The organism is Exiguobacterium aurantiacum, from assembly GCF_024362205.1.
In the GTDB taxonomy this organism is placed as follows: domain Bacteria; phylum Bacillota; class Bacilli; order Exiguobacteriales; family Exiguobacteriaceae; genus Exiguobacterium; species Exiguobacterium aurantiacum_B.
On the sequence record NZ_CP101462.1, the window covers coordinates 1,356,106 to 1,377,061 of the forward strand.

The window sequence follows — 20,956 nt, forward strand, 5'->3', positions numbered from 1 at the left end:
TTCCCGTCTGACACGGTTCAGGCGGGATTTTTTTAGTATAATTTTTTCGCGAATTGGTAGTTCTATCCTGTCCTTGCATTGCATTCTAACAGCTAAATAAGTACAATAAAGCTATACGCGGGCTCGCTCGCGTTTTCATTCATGAAAAAATAAAATAACCTTGCGAAAGGGAGGTGAACATGATGGAATGGCTATTAGAGCTTATTCTGATCCTCCTTTTGCCGATAGCTTTTGTTGCAGGTTTTTTTGTGCGTAAATCGATCGCCGAAGCGAAGATTCAAGGTGCCGAGACGGAAGCGACCAAGATTGTGGAGCAAGCACGCCAACAATCGGAAGCGATGCAAAAAGAAGCACGGCTTGAAGTAAAAGAAGAGATGATTCAACTTCGCAATGAGACCGAACAAGAATTGCGCGAACGACGCGAAGAGCAGAAAGTGAAAGAAAATCGTTTCGTCCAAAAGGAAGAGCTTCTCGACCGCAAAGCAGACATGCTCGAACGGAAAGAAGACGCCTTGGATGAACGTGAGGCTGCACTCGCGAAACGGAAGCGTGAAGCGGAAACGCTCGAAAGCAAAGTGGAGGAATTATATGAGGAGGCGCGCCAAGAACTTGTACGCGTGGCAGCCTTGTCGAAAGAAGAAGCACGGACCATCATCATGGACGAAGCGAAGCAGGAAGCGCTTCACGATGCTGCTCTCCTTCAAAAAGAAATCGAGCAAAAAGCAAAATTAGAAGCTGATAAAAAAGCGAAACACCTCTTGTCTCTCACGATGCAACGTTACGCGGCCGAACACGTCGCCGAGACGACCGTATCTGTCGTCAACTTGCCGAGTGATGAGATGAAAGGACGCATTATCGGACGTGAAGGACGTAACATCCGCACGCTCGAGACGCTCACCGGCATCGATTTGATCATCGATGACACGCCGGAAGCGGTCATCCTGTCTGGATTCGACCCGGTCCGTCGTGAAATCGCCAAGATGACGCTCGAGAAACTCGTTCAAGACGGTCGGATTCATCCGGCCCGCATCGAAGAGATGGTCGAGAAGTCGCGTCGGGAAGTCGATGAGCGCATCCGTGAATACGGGGAAGAAGCGACATTCTCAGCCGGCATCCACGGTGTCCACCCGGACCTCGTCAAGACGCTCGGTCGAATGCGTTACCGTACGAGTTACGGTCAAAACGTGCTCGCCCACTCGGTCGAAGTGGCCCACCTCGCCGGCATGATGGCCGCCGAACTCGGGGAAGACGTCACGCTCGCCAAACGAGCGGGTCTCCTCCACGACATCGGGAAAGCCATCGACCATGAAGTCGAAGGTAGCCACGTCGAGATCGGTGTCGAGCTCGCCACGAAGTACAAAGAGCATCCGGTCGTCATCAACTCGATCGCCTCGCACCACGGGGACGTCGAAGCGACGTCGACGATCGCGGTTCTCGTCGCAGCGGCTGACGCTTTGTCAGCGGCGCGTCCAGGAGCCCGTCAAGAGACGCTCGAAAGCTATATTCGACGCCTGGAGCGCCTTGAAGCGATTTGTGAGTCGTTCGAAGGAGTCGAGAAATCATATGCCATCCAAGCGGGACGTGAAGTCCGGATCATCGTCCGCCCAGACGTCGTTGACGACGTCGTGGCGAACAAGATGGCCCGTGACATCTGTAAACGGATCGAAGATGAGCTTGATTATCCAGGCCAAATCAAAGTGACGGTCATTCGCGAAACGCGTGCCGTCGATTATGCGAAGTAACAAGAGCGGAGACATTCTCCGCTTTTTCTATTGGAGGAGGACATGACTATGAAAATCTTATTTATCGGCGACGTGGTCGGAAAACCAGGGCGCGACATCTTGAGCGCCCAAATCAGTCGGCTGAAGAGCAAATACAGCCCGACGTTCATGCTCGTCAACGGTGAAAACGCAGCCAACGGGCGCGGTATCACAAAAAAAATCTACCAACAATTTCTCGAGCTTGGGTTCCATGGCGTGACGATGGGGAATCATACTTGGGACAACCGTGACATCTTCGACTGGATCGACGACGCCGACCGCATCGTCCGTCCGGCCAACTATCCTGACGGCACGCCTGGCGTCGGGATGATGGTGTTGAAACAAGGCGGGAAGAAGCTCGCCGTCATCAATGCGATGGGGACGGTGTTCCTGCCGTCGCTCGACTGTCCGTTCCGCACGGTCGACGCCCTCGTCGAAGAGATTCGCGGCGAGGTCGATGCCATTTTCGTCGACATGCACGCCGAGGCGACGAGCGAAAAGATTGCGATGGGGTATCATCTCGACGGGCGCGTCCAAGCCGTCGTCGGTACCCATACGCACGTCCAAACGGCTGACAATCGCGTCCTGAACAACGGTACGGCGTACATCACCGACGTCGGGATGACAGGACCGCTCGACGGCGTGCTCGGCATGGATGCCGAGGTCGTCTTAAGAAAATTCATGACCCAGCTCCCGGTCCGGTTTGAAGTTGCCGAGGGACGGGAACAATTAAATGGAGTTTTAATCACCATCGATGACCAATCGAAACGAGCCACGAAAATCGAACGCATACACCTAGATGATCAGACCGTATGGTTTGATTGAACAACCTACCCGAGGGGGAAACAAGAATGGACGTACTCAAAGTTTCGGCAAAATCGAATCCTAACTCCGTGGCGGGTGCACTCGCTGGCGTACTTCGTGAAAAAGGAACGTGTGAGATTCAAGCAATCGGCGCAGGGGCGCTCAATCAGTCCATCAAAGCGGTCGCGATCGCGCGTGGTTTCGTCGCGCCGAGCGGACTGGATTTGATTTGTATTCCGGCATTCACCGATATTTTAATCGACGGAGAAGAACGAACGGCAATCAAGCTCATCATCGAACCACGGTGAGCTTGCGGTCGGGACATAGGTCCTATTCTTGTAAGAGAAGCCATCGGCGCGGATGGCTTCTCTTTTTTGTCTGAAAAAACGACGTTCTATCTTCTCAGGTTCGTCATTTTATGACAAGATGAAAGGGAACGTGAAGTTCGATCAAGAGATGAAGAGGGGGACGTTTTCAATGGAACAGCTCGTGTCAACGACAGAGAAGGAAGCAACGACACCTGTGATGAAAGCGATTCAAAAACATACGGCCGGATTCGGGGCGAAGTTGGTCGAAGTGCCAATCCCGACACCAGGTGCCGGACAAGTGTTGATCAAAGTGAAGGCGACATCGATTTGTGGGACCGATGTCCACATCTATGAGTGGGATGACTGGGCGAAGAGCCGGGTCAAACCGCCGTACGTGTTCGGTCACGAGTTCGCGGGGGAAGTCGTGGCGCTCGGGGAAGGAACGAAACGCATCCAGGTCGGACAGACCGTGTCGGCCGAGACGCATATCGTCTGTCACCAGTGCAAGCAGTGTCTACGGGGGCAGTATCACATCTGTAAGAATACGAAGATCATCGGCGTCGACACGCAAGGCTGTTTCGCCGAGTACGTCGTCATGCCAGAAGAGAACTTGTGGGTCAATCCCGAGTCGATGCCATCGAAGCTCGCCTCGATTCAAGAACCGCTTGGCAACGCTGTCCATACGGTGCTCGCCAGTGACGTATCGGCCAAGTCGGTCGCCATCGTCGGTTGTGGACCGATCGGGCTCATGGCCGTGGGTGTCGCCAAGGCGGCCGGCGCGAGCCGTGTCTACGCGATCGACGTCAACCCGTACCGATTGAAGCTTGCCGCGGACATGGGGGCGGACGTCGTCATCAACAGCCTCGAGCAAAATCCGCTCGAACTGATCATGGATCAGACGGACGGGGACGGCATCGATGTCGTCTGCGAGATGAGCGGGCATCCGGTCGCCATCGACCAGGCGTTCAAGATGGTCACGGCAGGCGGGGACGTCAATGTGTTGTCACTCCCGGCCAAACCCGTCGCGCTTGATTTGACGCGTGACGTCGTCTTCAAAGGGGTCCGCGTGCAAGGCATCACCGGTCGCAAGATGTATGAAACGTGGGGCCAAGTGTCGACGTTACTCGCGACGGGTCAATTGAACGTCGAACCGATCATCACGCACGTGTTCAAGCTCGAGGAGTTCGAACAAGGTTTCGAGCTCATGCGGGCCGGGAAATGTGGAAAGGTCGTCTTAATACCATAACAGGGGGAATCGATATGGCATTTGAACATATTACAGAAGCAGTCAATGAAATGAAACAAGCGGGCACGTTCCGTTCACTCGTGCCGCTCGAATCAGCACAGGCGAACGAGGTCACGATCGGTGGCAAGTCGCTCGTCCAGCTATCGTCGAACAACTATCTCGGTCTCGCCAACCATCCGCGCTTGAAGCAAGCGGCAATCGAAGCGGTCGAACAGTTCGGTGCCGGCACTGGGTCGGTGCGGACGATCGCCGGGACGTTCGAGATGCACGAAGCGTTCGAACGCGAACTCGCCGAGTTCAAGCATACGGAAGCGGCGCTCGTGTTCCAGTCGGGCTTCGCGACGAACCTCGGCGTCTTGTCGGCGCTACTCGGCCCAGAAGACGTCGTCATCAGCGACGCGCTCAACCACGCCTCGATCATCGACGGCATCCGGTTGACGAAAGCGGCTCGCCGCATCTATAAACACGTCGATCTCGAGGACTTAGAAGCGGCGTTGAAAGAGACGCAAGATTACCGGACACGTCTCATCGTCACGGACGGCGTCTTCTCGATGGACGGCAATATCGCGCCGCTCCCGGAAATCGTCGAGCTCGCCGAGAAGTATGACGCGGCGGTCATGGTCGACGACGCCCACGCTTCGGGCGTGCTCGGGAAGAACGGTCGCGGGACGGTCAACCACTTCGGGCTCGACGGACGGGTCGCGCTCCAAGTCGGGACGCTCTCGAAAGCGATCGGCGTCCTTGGCGGCTACGTCGCCTGCTCGAACGATATTCGCGACTTCTTGATTCAAAAGGGACGTCCGTTCTTGTTCTCGACGTCACACCCGCCAGCGGTCGTCGCGGCGAACCGTGAGGCGATTCGTGTCATGATGGAAGAAGAAGAACTGTTCGACAAGTTGTGGGCGAACACCGAGTTCTTCAAGTCGGGTCTGCGTGACCTCGGCTTCGACATCGGTCATGCGACGACGCCGATCACACCGGTCATGCTCGGCGAAGAGACGCTCGCGCATACGTTCTCGGACAAGCTGAAAGACCATGGCGTGTTCGCACAGAGCATCGCCTTCCCGACGGTCGAGAAAGGCAAGGCCCGGATTCGGACAATCGTGACGGCAGAACATACCCGTGACGACCTCGAACGCGCGCTCGCTGCCTTCAAGGCGGTCGCGGAAGAATTGAACGTCACGCTCCACGCGTAAGATTGAACTGCAGACGATTGTCTGCAGTTTTTTCATGCAACGAAAATCGAGGCTGGCGACTCTAATGTATGACAAATTAAAAGGGGGTCGACCGGATGGAACAACGAAGACGCCTCGTCAAGCGGGCGCAAAAGGGCGATGAAGAAGCGTTCATCACCTTGATGCAACACTATGAGTCGACGCTTTATGGCGGCGCACTACGGATGTTGCGCCATGAGGCGGATGTCGCCGACGTGATGCAAGAGACGGTGCTCCTCGCCTATACGAAACTGCATACATTGCGTGACGCCGAATTTTTCATACGTGGCTGTACCGAATCATGTTGAATGAGTGTCATCGCCTCATCCGCAAGCGAGAGCGAGAGACAAGCGTGAACGATAGCATCATAGAGACAGCGGTGAACGATGCATATCGCGTTGAACTAGACGAGGCGATTCACGCTCTTGCCCCGATGTATCGCGAAGTCGTCACGTTGCGCTATGTGATGGAACTGACGACCCGTGAGATTGCAGACGTGCTCGGCACGCCGGAAGGCACAATCAAAGCAAGGCTATCGCGTGCGAGAGAACAGTTGAAGCAGACGTACTATCGACAGGAGCGTGAATCGGTATGAATGAAGAGTTCGATAAGCGATTGACACAATTACATAATGAAACCGATCTATCCAGCGGGGTGCGCCAGGCGTTCGATGCTAGCTATGCCCGCGTCAGAGAACAAGCGAACCGGGCGCGTCACAGACGCCAGCGCCGTATCGGTGGGGTGGTCATGATGGCGGCCGCGACGCTGCTTGTGTTCATACTGGCGTTTGATGGTTCAGCACTCGCCGCCATCGATCGTTTATTTAAGTTCGGGGACCGTGGCATCGATCAAGTCGTGTTGACGACCGGGGGAGAGCGACCGGATGCGACCGTCACAGATCAAGACGTTTCTATCAAGTTAGAGCGGGTCATCGCCGATCGCCATCAACTCGCGCTCCGTTTCGTCCTGACTAAAGAAGAAATATCTTGGAGAGACGTCACGGATGTGAGCCTCGACTATCGTGTTCGTAGTGCGGACGGATCGTATATCGACGAGATGGTATCAGATACGTTGCCGTTGAAGGGGGACGGTGGAATGCGTGGCCATCAAGTGAACGTGATGGTCGATGAAAGCGGGTCACTCGTGTATGAGGTGTTGAGCGAGGCGTCCGACGAGGATATTGAAGGCGCGACGATCGAGATTGAGACGGTTCGGCTGTTCCGTGACGGGGAGACCGATACGATTGAGGGCGACTGGCGTTTACCGATTGAACAGGTGACGATGCAAGCCGCCATCCGTTATGAAGCTGACGATGCCGTCTCCCCGCTTGACGTCGGGAATGTGGTTGTCGACCTGACATCGATGCGAATCGAGCTTACCATCAACGGGGATGATTTTGATGAGAACTATTTTATCGACCACGTGAAGCTCCGCGATGCGGATGGGAACGTGTACAACATTGAATCTGGCTATAGTCGATCGGTCAGTGCCGGAAAAACAAATCTGGTGTTCCAAGTGCCGTTTACGTCACGAGATGCCGGTCCAGAACTGATGCTGATTGTGGAAGGGATTGGTCAAGTAAAGCTTCAACCTATTAACGAGTGAACAACAGCATGCCCGAATCAGGCATGCTGTTTTTGTTTGAAATTTTTGGTAGACATTAAGGGGATTGATTCTAAAATTTGAAAAGGTGAACTAAATGATTGACGTTTATATTATTTCAAATACCGAATTTATCATATAAAAGAAAGGGCGGCACGACAATGATGCAAGCCTCACAATTAGTGATGGGCGTGACCCTGTCCGCGGAAACATTCTCCATCCTGACGATTTCTCCGCCGTTCATCATCAACGTCACCTTCAGTACTGTGGCTTTGGTTGTCGTGATTTATTCCCGAAGCAAGAGCTGGAAAGGTCGATTGTTCAATATTGTTATAACAATATGGTCGCTGTTCTTCATTTCGATGTACGTGTTTGCCTGGTATGTGAGAGTAAAATACAATATCATGCCGGACTTTGCAGCCTCGTTTGCGCCTGGTCCATTTCCAGGATGGAAAGAATTGCTGGCTCAAAGTATGGAGTAACCAGATGTCACTGGAAATGCGATTACATATGCTGCACTTCTGTTTCTTACGCGAAAATATAATGACTGGTACATGTGGCCGGTAAAAGTCGTCTTTATTTTCTTTGTAAGCCTCTTTTTCATCAAGTACATCCCGGTCGCGGTCAACTGGTTGTTCATATGATTACAATAGATGGATTAACGAGAGTGCTGTCATCATACGATTGATGGCGAGGTGATGGCGGCCAAATCTTTAGATAATAGTGATGACGTAAAATGATTGACGACACGAGTATGGTGATGGGAACCCTTTGGACGGCAGAAGAGTTTTATGTCCTGACGATTTCTCCGGCCTTTATCATTCAGGTTATTTTTGCAGTTGGAACTTTATTCGTTGTGTTTTATCTCGATGTGGAGTCGTGGAAAGAGTTTTTAACGTTTTTAGTGATGACGATTGTCGCTTCGTTCTTTGTTTCGCTTTATGCCATGGCGTGGTACGTACGCATCAAATATGATACATCGCCAGATTTTACAGCATCATTTGGTATAGATTCATTCCCTGGGTGGCCAGCTTTCATAAATCAAATGATACACGGACCGAACGTCACACAGCATGCGCTGCTTCATGCCGTCATTCTGTTCTGGATGCGTAAAGACAAGGCCAGGTATATGTGGTTACTAAAAGTACCCTCGCTCTTTTTCGTCAGTCTCTTCTTCATCAAATATGTTCCCGTTGTCTTCAACTGGCTTGTCACATAAAAAAGCAAGGCGCGTAGCCCTGCCTAGAGGATGAACATCCCGCGGAATCCTCGGGCCGCATAATAGGAATCGGCCCCGTTATGATAGACGAAGGTCTGGTCGTAGCGGCGGTCGCAGAACAAAGCGCCGCCTTTTTGACGGATTGATGCCGGGGTTGAAACCCAGCTCGACGTCTTCAAGTCGTACGCGCCGAGCGTCTGCAAATAGCGATACGTTGCTTCGTCGAGAAGCTCAAGCCCCATCTGTTCAGCCAACGCGACGGCACTCCCCTCCGGTTTGTTCTTCTTCCGCGCCGCTAACGCCGCATCGTCATAGCATAGGCTGCGTCGACCGCTCGGACTTTCCGGTGAGCAGTCGCAAAAAGCTAAGGTGCCGTTCGGGAGTCGAATCACATCAGGTTCACCGCCGGTACGCTCCATCTCGGCGAGCGCGGCGAGTTTACGGTCGTCCGCTTGAAGACGCGTCAAGATGTCGGGCCAGGTGAGATCTGGATGTCGTTCGGGGTTGTCGGTAAAGCGCGCTTCGAGAGTGTTCAACAACTCGGTTGTTTCTTCGTGTGAAAGGGTGGACATCATCAATCACTCCATTCCAAGGTTTCTTTCAGTATACGACATCAATTGTGATCGATTCAGCACGCCGTTCATGGAAAGGGGAATGCCAATTGGATTTCGATGCCTTAGATGTTCAGCATCTGCACTCTCAGACGTTCCATACGATTGATTTGTTCTTGCTCAAATCCATTTGGTCAGACGTTTTGCCGCTCGGTTCGTATTGCGTGATCGACTATGGTGTGCTAGATATGGAACTTGCCAAACCACAATTACTTCAGCTTCGATGGATTGATTTGACGTTGCCGTTCGGCATCTATTCGAATGAACAGCTCGTGTTTTTGTATGACCCGTATCATCGCAAGCTACATACAGATACAGTTGTGTCCATTGAGCTAGCGGGACATGATGTTTCTATTCTAGATTTTATATTGGCATATAGCCAGACGTTTCATGATCCGGATTCGTATTCTCTGAAAATGGAGGACGCCTATGGTTTGGCACCGGACAGTCAATGGAGGGAATTTGGGTTACCGAAAGTGAAAGCCCCTGCGGCATTCATTGCGGACTTATTCATCGCACTCGGTGTCACTTCATTCCAAGTCGTCTTATCCAAAAATAAATTGTTATCTCATCTTGAGTCTTGGGCGAAGCGGACCGGAAGCGATCATACAATTGAATCTAGTGGAAAATGGACGTGGTCGAAGACGTATAAGGTAAGCTGTGATGTCTCGCAACAACCAGTGCAAGCTGTTCATCAACTTGAGTCACTCTTGGAACATTATGAAGAGTGAGAAGGGTTCCGATTTTTAATCCCAACCGAAACCGGAATCGTCTCGTTGTTCATCGGAGGCGATTTGACAGAAGGATATGGATTTGGAGTATTTCAATATGAACATACTGGAGAGGTGGTTTCCAATGAGATTTGAAGATTTGTTCCTGTATGACGGGATGATGGAAGTGTTTGCTTTCAGTTATGACCTCGGACCTAAGACTCTGACGTTCAATCTACAGCTCGCCGACCACCCTAGGAAACGGAACGCCTCTTTCCGTGAGCGGCTCGAGGCGGATGAAATCCATCCGCAAAGCGAGGTGGTGAACGTGAAGCTCCGCTTTGAAGATGTGATCTACTTGGAAGTCATCGATGAATCGTATGTAGATGGTGTAGTGATCACAATGCATGACCAGTTTGAAGGACATCAAATCGTTCGTTATACAAAGTCAGGCTATCTCGACCAGCTACAAGAGACGCGTTTTCAGTTGTGGGAGTTCATCAAACCGGATGATGCTAGATTGTGTCACTATCGGATATACGGTATGGATACCGTACTTGAGATCATCACGATGTCGGACCCGACTGTCGAGGCGGCAATCGGATTGAAATGCATCCGTCGCGGTAGCCCGACCATCTATTTTGGCGGGACGCATTACTCAGAGCAATCGTAAGAAGCACTCATATCAGCAAACAGGCGCCCTCTCTGACCGAGAAGGCGCCGTCTTATTATGCGGATTGGATCACATCTTCCGTCAAATCGATTTGTCGACCGAGCCAGACGAGCGGGACGGTCAAACCTGCGCCAATCAAATAGACGATGGCGATTGGCAATCCGTCCGCGAGCATTCCGAACGTCAGGCTGCCGATGCTGAAGGCGAGGGTATAGGCCGTCTGTTGGACGCTATAGACGTACGGAAGTTGCGTGGGCGGTGTCGTTTCTTGGAACACCGTGTTCGTCTGGATAATGCGGAGCTGGGTGGCGTATCCTTGAACCGCGAGCGCGACGAGCGCGAACACGATATGAGACGTCACGCCAAACAATAAGGCGGTCCCGACCGACAGCATGGAGCTGATCCCAAGCGAACTGCTTCGTTGAGCGCGATACAGATACGCACTGGCCAGAATCATGCTGATCAAGAAGCTCGCGTTCATCGTCCCCCACCAGCCCGTATCGATGTGGAGGTGGCGTTCCAGATAGACGAGCAGGAGCGCCGAGATCCAGAGCGTGCTGACGAACGACTCGAACGTGACGAACACCGTGATTAATCGAGCGTTAGGTGCTGTTCGCACGAAGGCGAGGCTGTCCTTAAGCGATATGTCTGATTCGCCATCTTCTACTGTCACGTCGCGGTCGAGCGAACGGACGAATTGAAACGTGACGAGCGTCGAAATCATGAACAATATCAACGCAATAGTAAGAGCGAGTGCGCTCGAGAAGGAAGCGACGACCATCGTGCCGAGCGGCCACATCGCCAGCTGGATGAACTGGTTCGACCCTTGGACGAGACTGTTCGCTTGTTGACGATTCGTCGTCAGCCGCGGGATGAACGACGCCTGGACCGGACGGGCGAACCCGTCCAAGAAGGCGATGAGCACGACGAGTCCGAGGACGAGAATCGACTCCGACCAGATGACGGCCCCGAGCAAGACCGTCTTCAACAGTTGCGTGACGAGCAACGTCTGACCGAGGGTGAACCGAGACAAGACGCGGGCAAATAACAGACCGCTCACGGTCATGCCGATCGTGACGGCAATCGGGAAACTGGCGGCGGCCAGAGCGGAACCGGTCTGTTGATATAACAAAGCGATCAAGGCGACAATATAGAGAACGTCGCCGATATTGGCCAGCCATTGACTGACCAGCAGCAGGTAAAACGACTTCATCATGACTCTCCTCCAGAACTATTCAATTTTGGGTGGATGACATGATGTCGAATTACATACTTTCACCGCTTTCAAATTATTTACAAATAGTTTACGATAAAATCATTAAGAGCACAATAATTGGTAACTGAACGGGGGAAACGATATGTTACGCTATGACATCAACGACCAGCTTCAACTACGAATGTTTACCATCGACGACGCGGAGGCGTTGTTCCAATTGACGATGGCGTCGAAACCATACCTTCGCGAGTGGCTTGGTTGGCTCGATTATACGGAGACGGTCGACGATTCGCGGCAAAATATCGATGGACGGGTTAAAGGATTGATGGAGACGGGCGGCTATCCGAAGTCGTTCGCGATCGTGTATCAGGGAGAGCTCGCCGGGACGATTGGCTTCAACGATATCGACCGGGGCATCAAGTGCGGCACGATCGGCTACTGGCTCGGCCAAGACTTTCAAGGGAAGGGGATTATGAGTCAAGCACTCAATACGGTCATCGATTACGGGTTCCGTGACTTGAAACTCGATAAGATCGAGATTCGGGTCGCGACCGGAAATGTGAAGAGTCGGGCCTTGCCGGAACGGTTCGGATTCCTTGAAGAAGGGGTGCTCCGCAATGCGGAGTGGCTCTATGACCGCTACGTCGATCACGTCGTATACGGCTTGTTGCGAGGTGAGTGGGCCCACTGACTACAACGTGTTGAAATGATGGCCGAGCAGTTGGTCGACCACATAGAAAACGAGGGCACTACATACACCGAGTAACGAGGCAAAATTAAGTAAGCCTGTCTCGAAAATGGATGGATCGAACAATAGTCCATATGGTAGCACGAACAACCAGCCAGCGATAAGGTGGAACACGAAAGACGTCATCCGTTTCGAACGGAATGGCGTCTTTTGGCTGATATACTCGGACAGCAACGACGTGAACGTCCCGTAGATGAACACGATTGGAATGGCATAAAGCAGATAGATAGCCACACTTGGTCCGTATGACAACTCGAGCACATCGGGAAATAAGAACGGCAACACGAAAGGAACAATGAATAGACTGATGAGGGCGGACTGGATTTTCTGAAAGAGCATGGGACGACCACCTTTCTGACGATCGAGTATGGGAAAAATGATGAATCCTGTAGAAAAGTCGTCACCTTCAAGGATGACGACTGGTTACGGGGCGACTCCCCCAGATTCATAGAGCGTTGCGCCGAACTCCGCATACGCCTGCTCATAGCGCCGGAGCGATGACTCTTTATGCATACACGTCACGTTCATCCGCTCGAGTGACGTCATGTCGGTTGCATACGTCTTCAAGACGTGGGCGTTCCGGAGCATCGACGGTGTGACCGAACGCGTGAGACCGCTTCGTTCATTTAATTGGCGCATCATCTTCGTTATCATGACGATCGTCAGCTGTTTCGGCTGGTTCTTCGCATACACCCAACGGAACGTCATCCGGGAGAAGTCGAACGAGACGAAGACAGGGTCGTCCGAGTACCAACGCGGACGGACCGGCGTCGGGATGTCGGCCAAATAGTTCATGAGGAGCGTCTGGTCCTCTTGACTGAGTTTCAACGTGAACCGGTTGCCGAGACGGTCATAGACGTCGAACTCGTGGCTCGCGAGATGCAAGTCGTTCATCCGGAGGCGGATGATGTGATGCACTCGGAGTCCATATTTATAGAACAACGTGACAATCAGCTCGTTCCGGTTGACGAGGTATGGATGCGCCTGGAGCTGGTTCTCACTCAACCCGCTTGTCGAACGAATCGTCCGAACGAGCTTGCTGAACTCGGCGGGCAAGGCGATCTGGTCGACGGTGAGCGTGTGGGCCGGTTGCGCATACGTCAACATCTTTTTCCGAAGCGGGTTCAAGAAGACGGTCAGGCTATTGATGACGGTGACGATTCGGGCGACCGTCGCCTGTTGATATTGCTTCTCCTCGATGAGGAAGTCGTTGACGAACGTCTTCCACGATTCGAGCGGGACGGCGAGCCACGCCTCCGGGGCATCGAGCTCGACGTTATGGTCATGAAAGTATTTGTGCACATCGATCAAATCATACCGATAGCGTTTCAGCGTCGACGGTTGACGGCCGCTTGCGCCAAGATGGAACAAGTACGCTTCGATATATTCAGGCAATGGATACTCTTTTCTACGTTTCGTCATGGACGTTCCTCCTTCTCCTCATATCGTACCACAAACGGACGTTCTCCATTCGTCGTTTCGTGGTAAGATGGAGGATGAGACTTATAGGAATGAGGGATTTTTATGCAACGAGAGAAAGTCATTATCGTCGGATGTCAATTACCGACTGTCGACGATTGGACATATGAACAATCGATGGGGGAGCTCGTCGAATTGGTCGATACGGCACAAGGTGAAGTCGTCGCCCGTCTTGATCAGAAACGTCAGCAAGTCGACCGCCGCACGTTTATCGGAAAAGGGAAGGTCGAGGAGCTCGCGGTGCTCATCGAACAGTTCGAGCCGGACATCGTCATCTTCAACGCCGAGCTGTCACCGGCCCAGTCGAAGAACATTCGCATCTCGCTGAACGACCCGGACGAGATGAAACTGATTGACCGGACGCAATTGATTCTAGATATTTTTGCCGGACGGGCCCAATCGAAAGAAGGGAAGCTCCAAGTCGAGCTCGCCCAAATGAACTACCTGCTCCCGCGCTTAATCGGACAAGGTACGCAATTGTCACGTCTCGGTGGCGGGATCGGGACACGGGGGCCGGGTGAGACGAAACTCGAGTCCGATCGCCGTCACATCAAGCGTCGCATCGACGAGATTAAGAAAAATCTCGAAGGCACGGTCGCGCACCGTGACCGCTACCGGGAGCGTCGGAAAGAAAACCGCGTGTTCCAAGTCGCGCTCGTCGGTTACACGAACGCCGGGAAGTCGACAATCTTCAACCGATTGACGGATGCGGATACGTACGAACAGGACGAACTGTTCGCGACGCTCGACCCCCTCACGCGCGAGCTCGAGTTGCCGCGGGGTGGTAAAGTGCTGATCACGGACACGGTCGGGTTCATCCGGGACTTGCCGACGAAACTCGTCGCCGCGTTCCGCTCGACGCTCGAGGAAGTGCTCGGGGCCGACCTCGTGCTTCATGTCATCGACGCGTCGAACCCGCACTACATGAACCAAATCGATACGACCAACTCGGTCCTGTCCGAGCTCGGCGCGAGTGAGTTGCCGCAGCTCGAGGTATACAATAAGAAAGACCGGTTGACCGAAGACTTCGTCGGCGGACCGCTCGTCATCTCGGCGCTCGATTCGACCGATATCGAGACGCTCATCAGCGCGATCGAGGATAAGATTGCGGACGTGTTGACGAAAGTACACGTCGTCTTGCCGGTCCGCTCGTTCGAGCATTACCATCCGGCCAAAGATTCGATGTACCGGCTCGAGGAGAAGTTCCTCGATGACGGTTCGGTCGAACTCGTCGGATATATGAGAGAAGACACGCGTCTCTATTCGACGCTGAAACAATTTGAGGTGTGAAACAATGATGTGGCAAGAAAAGATTGCGTACTATGATGAATTGGCCCCGTTCGTGACTGAGGCGGAAGAACAGGTAAAACCATATTTTGAAACGATCGAGGCGACGGCGGAGTTCAACCAATACCGTGTCCTCGAGTCGTTCAAAAAACACAAAGTGTCGGATTTTCATTTCAATCCGACGACCGGGTACGGCTATGATGATATCGGGCGCGACACGCTCGAGTCGATCTACGCAGACGTGTTCGGGGCGGACCTCGCACTATGCCGTCCGCAAATCATCTCCGGGACACACGCGATCGGGATCGCCTTGTTCGGTGTGTTGTTGCCAGGAGATGAACTGCTCTATATCACCGGCAAGCCGTACGATACACTCGAAGAGATCGTCGGGATTCGCGGCGACGGCCGTGGTTCATTAAAAGAACTCGGTGTCGGCTACGACACGGTCGAACTGAAAGAGGACCAGATCGACGTCGAGACCGTCATCGGCCGGATTCGTCCCGAGACGAAGCTCATCGGCATCCAGCGCTCGAAAGGCTACGCCAACCGGCGCAGCATCCCGGTTCAAGAGATCGGTGAGGCGATCACGAAGATTAAAGCGGCACATCCGCACGTCTTCGTCTTCGTCGACAACTGCTACGGCGAGTTCGTCGAGACGATCGAACCGACCCACGTCGGGGCCGACCTCATGGCCGGCTCGCTCATCAAGAACCCGGGCGGCGGTTTGGCGAAGACGGGCGGCTATATCGCCGGGACGAAAGAACTCGTCGAACGTTGCTCGTTCCGGATGACGACGCCTGGTATCGGCAGCGAGGCCGGTCCATCACTCTATTCGCTTCAAGAGATGTACCAAGGCTTTTATATGGCACCGCATACGGTCGCCCAAGCGTTGAAAGGGGCGCACTTGACGGCGAGCTTGCTCGGATTGCTCGGTTTCGAGACCGACCCGCACTATACGACGACTCGGACCGACTTGATTCAGTCGGTGACGTTCCGTGATCGTGACAAGATGATCGCGTTCTGTCAGAGCATCCAGATGGCGTCACCGGTCAATGCGCACGCGTTGCCTGTACCGGCCTATATGCCGGGGTATGTAGATGACGTCATCATGGCGGCCGGGACGTTCATTCAGGGCTCCTCAATCGAACTGTCGGCCGATGGTCCGCTCCGCGCGCCTTACACGGCGTACGTCCAAGGCGGGTTGACATACGCCCACGTCAAAGTCGCGCTCATGCTCGCCTTGAGCCAATTGCGGGCGAAAGAACTCGTCACATTTGACCGTGACAATATCTCACAGAAGTTGTAACCGAAATGTCATGTTAACTTTCTTAACATCTATTGACAGGTAAGTTGTCATGTATTATTCTCACAGTGTGAGACAGAAAAGGAGGGGTAAGAGATGGCCGATCAATTTCGTCGCTCCAACCCGTTGTTTCCGATTGGAATCGTTCAAGATTTGACCCAACTGACAGGTAGGCAGATTCGGTATTACGAAGAACAGGGTCTGATTTCGCCTAGTCGGACGGAATCGAAACGACGGCTCTATTCCTTTAATGATGTCGAACGTCTACTCACGATCAAGGATTTTATCGACCAAGGCTTCAACTTGGCGGCGATTCGTCATATGCTCGACAACACGAACGCTAATGACGCGAAATCACCAAAGGCGCCGGTCGATGAAGCACCGAAGATCTCTGAACAAGAGTTACACAAATTATTGAAAACACAGCTTCAAGAAGCTGGCCGTTTCAATAAGACGTCGCTCATTCAAGGTGAGCTGTCACGTTTTTATCGATGACGCCAGTACACTAACCATTACACAATGTGAGAGGGGACATTTCACCATGGCCAGAAAAACGTTCACGAAAGAAGACATCAAACGCATCGCGCAAGAAGAGGACGTACGCTTTATTCGTCTTCAATTCACGGATATCCTCGGTACGATTAAAAACGTCGAGGTACCGATCAGTCAATTGGACAAAGCACTTGATAACAAGATGATGTTCGACGGCTCTTCAATCGAAGGTTTCGTACGCATCGAGGAATCAGACATGTACCTCTATCCAGACCTCAACACATGGGTCGTCTTCCCGTGGACAGATGGCAGCGGTAAAGTCGCTCGCTTGATTTGTGATATTTATAATCCAGACGGCACACCGTTCAGCGGTGACCCGCGCGGTAGCTTGAAGCGTAACCTCGAGCGCATGCAAAAGCTCGGCTTCACAGCGTTCAACGTCGGACCAGAGCCTGAGTTCTTCCTCTTCAAGAAAGACTTGAACGGCAAACCGACGCTCGAACTCAATGACCAAGGCGGTTACTTCGACTTGGCACCGGTCGACCTCGGCGAGAACTGCCGTAAAGAGATCGTCATCGAGCTCGAAAACATGGGCTTCGAAATCGAAGCATCGCACCACGAAGTCGCTCCAGGTCAGCACGAAATCGACTTCAAATACGCGGATGCGGTCACAACGGCTGATAACATCCAAACGTTCAAACTCGTCGTTAAGACGATCGCGGCGAAATATGGCCTTCACGCGACGTTCATGCCGAAGCCACTCTTCGGTGTCAACGGTTCTGGGATGCATGCCAACATGTCGCTCTTCAAAGGTGACACGAACGTCTTCTACGACCCGAACGGCGACATGGAATTGTCAGACACAGCTCGCGCCTTCACGGCAGGGATTCTCGAGCATGCTCGTGCGTTCACGGCTGTCTGTAACCCGACGGTCAACTCGTACAAACGCCTCGTACCTGGTTACGAAGCACCATGCTACGTAGCATGGAGCGCACGCAACCGTTCACCACTCGTTCGTGTACCTGCGGCCCGTGGCCTCTCGACACGTATCGAAGTACGTTCGGTCGACCCGGCAGCGAACCCGTACCTCGCGTTGTCTGCTCTCTTGGCGTCTGGCCTTGACGGGATCGAAAAAGATATGGCGGCTCCGAAGCCGATCGACAGCAACATCTATGTGATGGACAAGCCAGAGCGTGTTGCCAACGGGATCGATGATCTTCCAGCTACACTCTTCGACGCACTCGAAGTGCTTCGTGCCGACAAAGTCGTCATGGATTCTCTCGGTGACCACATCGGTGAACACTTCCTCGAGTTGAAAGAAATCGAGTGGGATATGTTCCGTACGCAAGTGACAGAGTGGGAACGCGATCAGTACATGACGCTCTACTAAGTCGATGAACAGGGGGATTCCCCTTTAAAATCAGAGTCCTGAATGATTCTTCGCAAGAAGGGTTCATTCAGGACTCTTTTTCTATAATTCACTTCAACTAATCAATATAATGAGGGGGAGCGTATGGGCAATCTGGGCGAAGTGGATGAGAATTAAGGAGGTATGAGGCATGGCAACACCATTAAAAGACGTATATCATGAGGACTTTTTGTGGGAATTTGGACGACGTATTCAATCCGTCTACCCATCGTTTGAGATACAAGCATTTGTCGCATCGATTGTAGATGAGTCATGGGAAGCGTTAGCGCTCAAAGCGCGGACACGCCGTATCTCGACAATACTCGGGGAGTACTTACCTCAACACTACGAGTCAGCTTTAGATGTATTGGTTGAAATTGCAGACGATTGTGTTGGCTTTCCATATTTATTCTTTCCAGACTTTGTAGTAGTGTACGGACAAGCGGAAGAACATTGGGAACGCTCGATGTCAGCACTCGAACTGTTCACGCAAAAATCATCTTCTGAATTTGCGATCAGACCTTTTCTGCTTCGTGATTCGACGCGAGTGCTGGATCGCATGATGGCATGGGCCGAGCATCCGAATGAGCATGTGCGAAGATTGGCGAGTGAAGGTTGTCGCCCTCGTCTTCCGTGGGCGGAATCGTTACCGATGTTCAAAGGAGACCCTGGTCCAGTGTTGGCGGTTTTAGAGTTATTAAAAGAAGACCCCTCATTATATGTGAGAAAAAGTGTCGCCAACAACCTCAACGATATCTCGAAAGATCACCCGGAAGCCGTGCTCGCAGTCTCGCGTCGATGGCAAGGCGAACATCCTCATACCGATTGGATCATCAGACATGGGTGCCGAACATTGATCAAATCCGCACACCCCGACGCTTTAACATTGTTCGGTTATGCGCAAGACACGGATTTAACCGTCAACTCATCGATTTCTATACATCCGAACGTGCTCCACATAGGGGAGGCGTGTGAGATTCAATACGAGTTGTCGATTCGTCCAGGCGATGCGGCTTATATTCGTATCGAATATGCGATTGACTTCATAAATGCTAACGGGAAAGCGAGTCGTAAAGCATTCCTGCTAGCGAATAAAATCGTCGCCGGGGGTGCGCGACTTGCGTCGAGTAGAGTTCATAACTGGTCAGATTTGACGACGCGTCGGCATTATCCAGGTGAGCATCGTATCGTCTTATTAGTAAATGGAAGAGAAGTGGCTGAACATCACATCATGTTGCACAAACGTGACGATTGATTATTACAATCGACGGTTCGAAAAAGGGCAACCCTGTCTATTTAGACGGGTTGCCCTTTTGGACGTGTACCATAACTTTTTTCTTAAAACGCACGTTTGAAGAACGTGGACGCATAGTCGAGCGTCGTGTGTAGCGTCGTCGCGAAAACGAGTCCGAAGAAGCAGGCTGCCCCGTTCAGGTCGAGCCACGATCTGACGGCTTCCTCATACGGCGTGACCGTGAGCAGAAGCGTGAGCGGGAAACCGAGATAGATGACCCGGATCAGATCGCTCAAGAGCGGAAAATGCGAGAATAACGACCGATGGGGCATAATCTTCACGTAAGGGAGCCAAAAGCCCCGAAGTGGTCCCCATCGATAATAGGCGTCCGACTTCAAATCGAGATCCGGGGAGAGCCAGAACGTCCCGATGAGGGCGCCGAGCAGGAACACGGTCGGAACATCGATGTCAATAAAAGGCGTGGCAATCGCAAGAGCACCGATTGCCACGAGATTCGTACGGGTATGTGTCTTGCCACTAGCCATTAGTGAATCGTGCGGTATACACCGATGACCTTCCCTAAAATCGACACGTTATCGAAATACATCGCTTCGAGCTCGTCGTTCTCCGGCTGGAGGCGAACTTTCGAAGCTTCTTTATAAATCCGCTTCACTGTCGCTTCACCTTCATCCGTCATGGCGACGACAATCTCTCCATTGTCAGCCGTGTTTTGTTGACGGACGAGGACGCGGTCCCCATCCAAGATCCCCGCGTTGATCATCGAGTCTCCTGAAACAGAGAGCATGTAGACGTTGTCGGAACCGACGACGTGAGCCGGGAGTGGGAAGTGTTCTTCCACGTTCTCGATGGCCGTGATCGGCGTACCGGCCGTGACTTTCCCAATGACCGGCACGTACATGACGGCATCGTGATCTTCGACGACTGACATCTCTTCATCTAAAATCTCGATGGCACGTGGCTTCGTCTTGTCACGTCGAATCAATCCACGTTTCTCTAGACGGTCCAAGTGGCCGTGGACGGTCGAGCTCGATGCGAGTCCGACTGCCTCTCCGATTTCACGAACGGAAGGTGGATACCCTTTCGCCCGGACCTCGGCTTTTATAAAATCAAGAATCTGTTGTTGTCTTGCTGACATTTTTTTCAATGGATTTCACCTCGATTATGTCGAATAACCTGCGAACGCATCCTATTCTTTATGGGTTTAGTTTAACACAAGAACACATGAGCGCACAAACATTCGTTCGTTTTTTTCTGCTTGACCGAACAGAAGTTCTTGTTTTATGATGAGAACAGATAAACGAACAGACGTTCTCAAGAACGTGTATTCTTATTCCCAGGAGGTAATCGTTATGAGAGACACAATCAATGGAATCATTTTAGTCGGCATGTTGGCACTTGGAATGTTCGCGTTTTATATGGTCGGGGAGATGCGTCAGGACGTTGACGTCGTCGCGATGGAACCAGTGATTGAGCACAGCATCGAAGAAGAAGTCGCCATGACCGAAGCAGAGATGCTCGAAGCACAGCTTCTCGCAGAACGGGCCGAAGAAGAGGACGATCAAACGACGTGGTTCGCCGCCGAATAATCTTTTCTGATTGCGAACAGTCCCTCATCCTGTGT

At 52.4% G+C, this 20,956-nt stretch carries 25 protein-coding genes; 19 read left to right on the forward strand and 6 right to left on the reverse strand.

What is annotated here, in order from left to right; genetic code table 11:
* Positions 1 to 179 precede the first annotated feature (179 nt).
* The 10 genes from rny (at position 180) to NMQ00_RS07085 (ending at position 8,153) form a co-directional block, all read left to right on the forward strand.
* Positions 180 to 1,742 carry a ribonuclease Y gene (gene rny, locus NMQ00_RS07040; protein ID WP_029595337.1) on the forward strand — a complete coding sequence of 521 codons (1,563 nt, stop codon included), beginning with the start codon at positions 180 to 182 and terminating at the stop codon, positions 1,740 to 1,742.
* A gap of 48 nt (positions 1,743 to 1,790) precedes the next feature.
* Positions 1,791 to 2,585 (forward strand): TIGR00282 family metallophosphoesterase, encoded by a 795-nt coding sequence (locus tag NMQ00_RS07045; protein WP_255178506.1) that lies wholly within the window; start codon positions 1,791 to 1,793, stop codon positions 2,583 to 2,585.
* Between the two features lie 26 nt (positions 2,586 to 2,611).
* Positions 2,612 to 2,872 (forward strand): stage V sporulation protein S, encoded by a 261-nt coding sequence (locus NMQ00_RS07050; RefSeq protein WP_024371608.1) that lies wholly within the window; start codon positions 2,612 to 2,614, stop codon positions 2,870 to 2,872.
* A 169-nt stretch (positions 2,873 to 3,041) separates the two neighbouring features.
* A complete protein-coding gene (gene tdh, locus NMQ00_RS07055) occupies positions 3,042 to 4,118 on the forward strand; it encodes an L-threonine 3-dehydrogenase (RefSeq protein WP_255178507.1) in 1,077 nt (358 codons plus the stop codon).
* 14 nt (positions 4,119 to 4,132) lie between these two features.
* Positions 4,133 to 5,314, forward strand: coding sequence for a glycine C-acetyltransferase (locus tag NMQ00_RS07060; protein ID WP_255178508.1), 1,182 nt, complete (start codon positions 4,133 to 4,135; stop codon positions 5,312 to 5,314).
* Between the two features lie 95 nt (positions 5,315 to 5,409).
* Complete coding sequence (locus NMQ00_RS07065; protein WP_255178509.1) at positions 5,410 to 5,640, forward strand: RNA polymerase sigma factor; 231 nt, start codon at positions 5,410 to 5,412, stop codon at positions 5,638 to 5,640.
* Entirely contained in the window at positions 5,634 to 5,927 is a 294-nt protein-coding gene (locus NMQ00_RS07070) for an RNA polymerase sigma factor (protein WP_255178510.1), read from the forward strand. Before NMQ00_RS07065 ends, NMQ00_RS07070 begins: the two co-directional genes overlap by 7 nt.
* On the forward strand, positions 5,924 to 6,937 hold the full coding sequence (locus NMQ00_RS07075) for a DUF4179 domain-containing protein (RefSeq protein WP_255178511.1): 1,014 nt from the start codon (positions 5,924 to 5,926) through the stop codon (positions 6,935 to 6,937). The genes NMQ00_RS07070 and NMQ00_RS07075 overlap by 4 nt, the downstream gene beginning before the upstream one ends.
* Before the next feature lie 158 nt (positions 6,938 to 7,095).
* Positions 7,096 to 7,416, forward strand: coding sequence for a hypothetical protein (locus tag NMQ00_RS07080; RefSeq protein WP_255178512.1), 321 nt, complete (start codon positions 7,096 to 7,098; stop codon positions 7,414 to 7,416).
* A gap of 254 nt (positions 7,417 to 7,670) precedes the next feature.
* A complete protein-coding gene (locus NMQ00_RS07085; RefSeq protein ID WP_255178513.1) occupies positions 7,671 to 8,153 on the forward strand; it encodes a hypothetical protein in 483 nt (160 codons plus the stop codon).
* A 23-nt stretch (positions 8,154 to 8,176) separates the two neighbouring features.
* Here NMQ00_RS07085 and NMQ00_RS07090 read toward each other — a convergent pair whose 3' ends face one another.
* Positions 8,177 to 8,725 carry a DUF4256 domain-containing protein gene (locus NMQ00_RS07090; protein WP_255178692.1) on the reverse strand — a complete coding sequence of 183 codons (549 nt, stop codon included), beginning with the start codon at positions 8,723 to 8,725 and terminating at the stop codon, positions 8,177 to 8,179.
* An 89-nt stretch (positions 8,726 to 8,814) separates the two neighbouring features.
* Here NMQ00_RS07090 and NMQ00_RS07095 point away from each other — a divergent pair, with 89 nt between their 5' ends.
* Complete coding sequence (locus NMQ00_RS07095; protein WP_255178514.1) at positions 8,815 to 9,495, forward strand: hypothetical protein; 681 nt, start codon at positions 8,815 to 8,817, stop codon at positions 9,493 to 9,495.
* A gap of 124 nt (positions 9,496 to 9,619) precedes the next feature.
* On the forward strand, positions 9,620 to 10,147 hold the full coding sequence (locus tag NMQ00_RS07100) for a hypothetical protein (protein WP_255178515.1): 528 nt from the start codon (positions 9,620 to 9,622) through the stop codon (positions 10,145 to 10,147).
* A gap of 55 nt (positions 10,148 to 10,202) precedes the next feature.
* On the opposite strand, the gene NMQ00_RS07105 is transcribed toward NMQ00_RS07100, so the two are convergent.
* Complete coding sequence (locus tag NMQ00_RS07105) at positions 10,203 to 11,363, reverse strand: MFS transporter (protein ID WP_255178516.1); 1,161 nt, start codon at positions 11,361 to 11,363, stop codon at positions 10,203 to 10,205.
* A 142-nt stretch (positions 11,364 to 11,505) separates the two neighbouring features.
* Here NMQ00_RS07105 and NMQ00_RS07110 point away from each other — a divergent pair, with 142 nt between their 5' ends.
* Positions 11,506 to 12,054, forward strand: a complete 549-nt coding sequence (locus tag NMQ00_RS07110; protein WP_255178517.1) for a GNAT family N-acetyltransferase — start codon at positions 11,506 to 11,508, stop codon at positions 12,052 to 12,054.
* Here the strand turns inward: NMQ00_RS07110 and NMQ00_RS07115 are convergent, their stop codons facing one another.
* Positions 12,055 to 12,450 (reverse strand): hypothetical protein, encoded by a 396-nt coding sequence (locus NMQ00_RS07115; RefSeq protein WP_255178518.1) that lies wholly within the window; start codon positions 12,448 to 12,450, stop codon positions 12,055 to 12,057.
* 84 nt (positions 12,451 to 12,534) lie between these two features.
* Positions 12,535 to 13,533 (reverse strand): site-specific integrase, encoded by a 999-nt coding sequence (locus NMQ00_RS07120; protein WP_255178519.1) that lies wholly within the window; start codon positions 13,531 to 13,533, stop codon positions 12,535 to 12,537.
* A gap of 102 nt (positions 13,534 to 13,635) precedes the next feature.
* On the opposite strand from NMQ00_RS07120, the gene hflX reads away from it, so the two are divergent.
* From hflX to NMQ00_RS07145, 5 genes are all read left to right on the forward strand, one after another.
* Positions 13,636 to 14,880 (forward strand): GTPase HflX, encoded by a 1,245-nt coding sequence (gene hflX, locus NMQ00_RS07125; RefSeq protein WP_255178520.1) that lies wholly within the window; start codon positions 13,636 to 13,638, stop codon positions 14,878 to 14,880.
* 7 nt (positions 14,881 to 14,887) lie between these two features.
* Positions 14,888 to 16,183: a methionine gamma-lyase family protein gene (locus NMQ00_RS07130; protein WP_255178693.1), complete on the forward strand. Its 1,296-nt coding sequence runs from the start codon at positions 14,888 to 14,890 to the stop codon at positions 16,181 to 16,183.
* 93 nt (positions 16,184 to 16,276) lie between these two features.
* Positions 16,277 to 16,675, forward strand: a complete 399-nt coding sequence (locus tag NMQ00_RS07135; RefSeq protein ID WP_255178521.1) for a MerR family transcriptional regulator — start codon at positions 16,277 to 16,279, stop codon at positions 16,673 to 16,675.
* Between the two features lie 46 nt (positions 16,676 to 16,721).
* The gene (gene glnA, locus NMQ00_RS07140) at positions 16,722 to 18,062 is read left to right on the forward strand and encodes a type I glutamate--ammonia ligase (protein ID WP_255178522.1); all 1,341 of its coding nucleotides are present in this window, start codon (positions 16,722 to 16,724) and stop codon (positions 18,060 to 18,062) included.
* Between the two features lie 169 nt (positions 18,063 to 18,231).
* The gene (locus NMQ00_RS07145; protein WP_255178523.1) at positions 18,232 to 19,335 is read left to right on the forward strand and encodes a DNA alkylation repair protein; all 1,104 of its coding nucleotides are present in this window, start codon (positions 18,232 to 18,234) and stop codon (positions 19,333 to 19,335) included.
* An 83-nt stretch (positions 19,336 to 19,418) separates the two neighbouring features.
* On the opposite strand, the gene NMQ00_RS07150 is transcribed toward NMQ00_RS07145, so the two are convergent.
* Complete coding sequence (locus NMQ00_RS07150; RefSeq protein WP_034777795.1) at positions 19,419 to 19,859, reverse strand: metal-binding protein; 441 nt, start codon at positions 19,857 to 19,859, stop codon at positions 19,419 to 19,421.
* Positions 19,859 to 20,479 (reverse strand): transcriptional repressor LexA, encoded by a 621-nt coding sequence (gene lexA / locus NMQ00_RS07155; RefSeq protein WP_021067589.1) that lies wholly within the window; start codon positions 20,477 to 20,479, stop codon positions 19,859 to 19,861. Before lexA ends, NMQ00_RS07150 begins: the two co-directional genes overlap by 1 nt.
* A 205-nt stretch (positions 20,480 to 20,684) precedes the next feature.
* On the opposite strand from lexA, the gene NMQ00_RS07160 reads away from it, so the two are divergent.
* Positions 20,685 to 20,921: a hypothetical protein gene (locus NMQ00_RS07160; RefSeq protein WP_255178524.1), complete on the forward strand. Its 237-nt coding sequence runs from the start codon at positions 20,685 to 20,687 to the stop codon at positions 20,919 to 20,921.
* The last annotated feature ends 35 nt before the right edge of the window (positions 20,922 to 20,956 follow it).

Coding starts and splice junctions, on each gene's coding strand:
- rny (WP_029595337.1), top strand. CDS start 180: ATGATGGAATGGCTATTAGAGCTTATTCTGATCCTCCTTTTGCCGATA.
- NMQ00_RS07045 (WP_255178506.1), top strand. CDS start 1,791: ATGAAAATCTTATTTATCGGCGACGTGGTCGGAAAACCAGGGCGCGAC.
- NMQ00_RS07050 (WP_024371608.1), top strand. CDS start 2,612: ATGGACGTACTCAAAGTTTCGGCAAAATCGAATCCTAACTCCGTGGCG.
- tdh (WP_255178507.1), top strand. CDS start 3,042: ATGGAACAGCTCGTGTCAACGACAGAGAAGGAAGCAACGACACCTGTG.
- NMQ00_RS07060 (WP_255178508.1), top strand. CDS start 4,133: ATGGCATTTGAACATATTACAGAAGCAGTCAATGAAATGAAACAAGCG.
- NMQ00_RS07065 (WP_255178509.1), top strand. CDS start 5,410: ATGGAACAACGAAGACGCCTCGTCAAGCGGGCGCAAAAGGGCGATGAA.
- NMQ00_RS07070 (WP_255178510.1), top strand. CDS start 5,634: ATGTTGAATGAGTGTCATCGCCTCATCCGCAAGCGAGAGCGAGAGACA.
- NMQ00_RS07075 (WP_255178511.1), top strand. CDS start 5,924: ATGAATGAAGAGTTCGATAAGCGATTGACACAATTACATAATGAAACC.
- NMQ00_RS07080 (WP_255178512.1), top strand. CDS start 7,096: ATGATGCAAGCCTCACAATTAGTGATGGGCGTGACCCTGTCCGCGGAA.
- NMQ00_RS07085 (WP_255178513.1), top strand. CDS start 7,671: ATGATTGACGACACGAGTATGGTGATGGGAACCCTTTGGACGGCAGAA.
- NMQ00_RS07090 (WP_255178692.1), bottom strand. CDS start 8,725: ATGTCCACCCTTTCACACGAAGAAACAACCGAGTTGTTGAACACTCTC.
- NMQ00_RS07100 (WP_255178515.1), top strand. CDS start 9,620: ATGAGATTTGAAGATTTGTTCCTGTATGACGGGATGATGGAAGTGTTT.
- NMQ00_RS07105 (WP_255178516.1), bottom strand. CDS start 11,363: ATGATGAAGTCGTTTTACCTGCTGCTGGTCAGTCAATGGCTGGCCAAT.
- NMQ00_RS07110 (WP_255178517.1), top strand. CDS start 11,506: ATGTTACGCTATGACATCAACGACCAGCTTCAACTACGAATGTTTACC.
- NMQ00_RS07115 (WP_255178518.1), bottom strand. CDS start 12,450: ATGCTCTTTCAGAAAATCCAGTCCGCCCTCATCAGTCTATTCATTGTT.
- NMQ00_RS07120 (WP_255178519.1), bottom strand. CDS start 13,533: ATGACGAAACGTAGAAAAGAGTATCCATTGCCTGAATATATCGAAGCG.
- hflX (WP_255178520.1), top strand. CDS start 13,636: ATGCAACGAGAGAAAGTCATTATCGTCGGATGTCAATTACCGACTGTC.
- NMQ00_RS07130 (WP_255178693.1), top strand. CDS start 14,888: ATGTGGCAAGAAAAGATTGCGTACTATGATGAATTGGCCCCGTTCGTG.
- NMQ00_RS07135 (WP_255178521.1), top strand. CDS start 16,277: ATGGCCGATCAATTTCGTCGCTCCAACCCGTTGTTTCCGATTGGAATC.
- glnA (WP_255178522.1), top strand. CDS start 16,722: ATGGCCAGAAAAACGTTCACGAAAGAAGACATCAAACGCATCGCGCAA.
- NMQ00_RS07145 (WP_255178523.1), top strand. CDS start 18,232: ATGGCAACACCATTAAAAGACGTATATCATGAGGACTTTTTGTGGGAA.
- NMQ00_RS07150 (WP_034777795.1), bottom strand. CDS start 19,859: ATGGCTAGTGGCAAGACACATACCCGTACGAATCTCGTGGCAATCGGT.
- NMQ00_RS07160 (WP_255178524.1), top strand. CDS start 20,685: ATGAGAGACACAATCAATGGAATCATTTTAGTCGGCATGTTGGCACTT.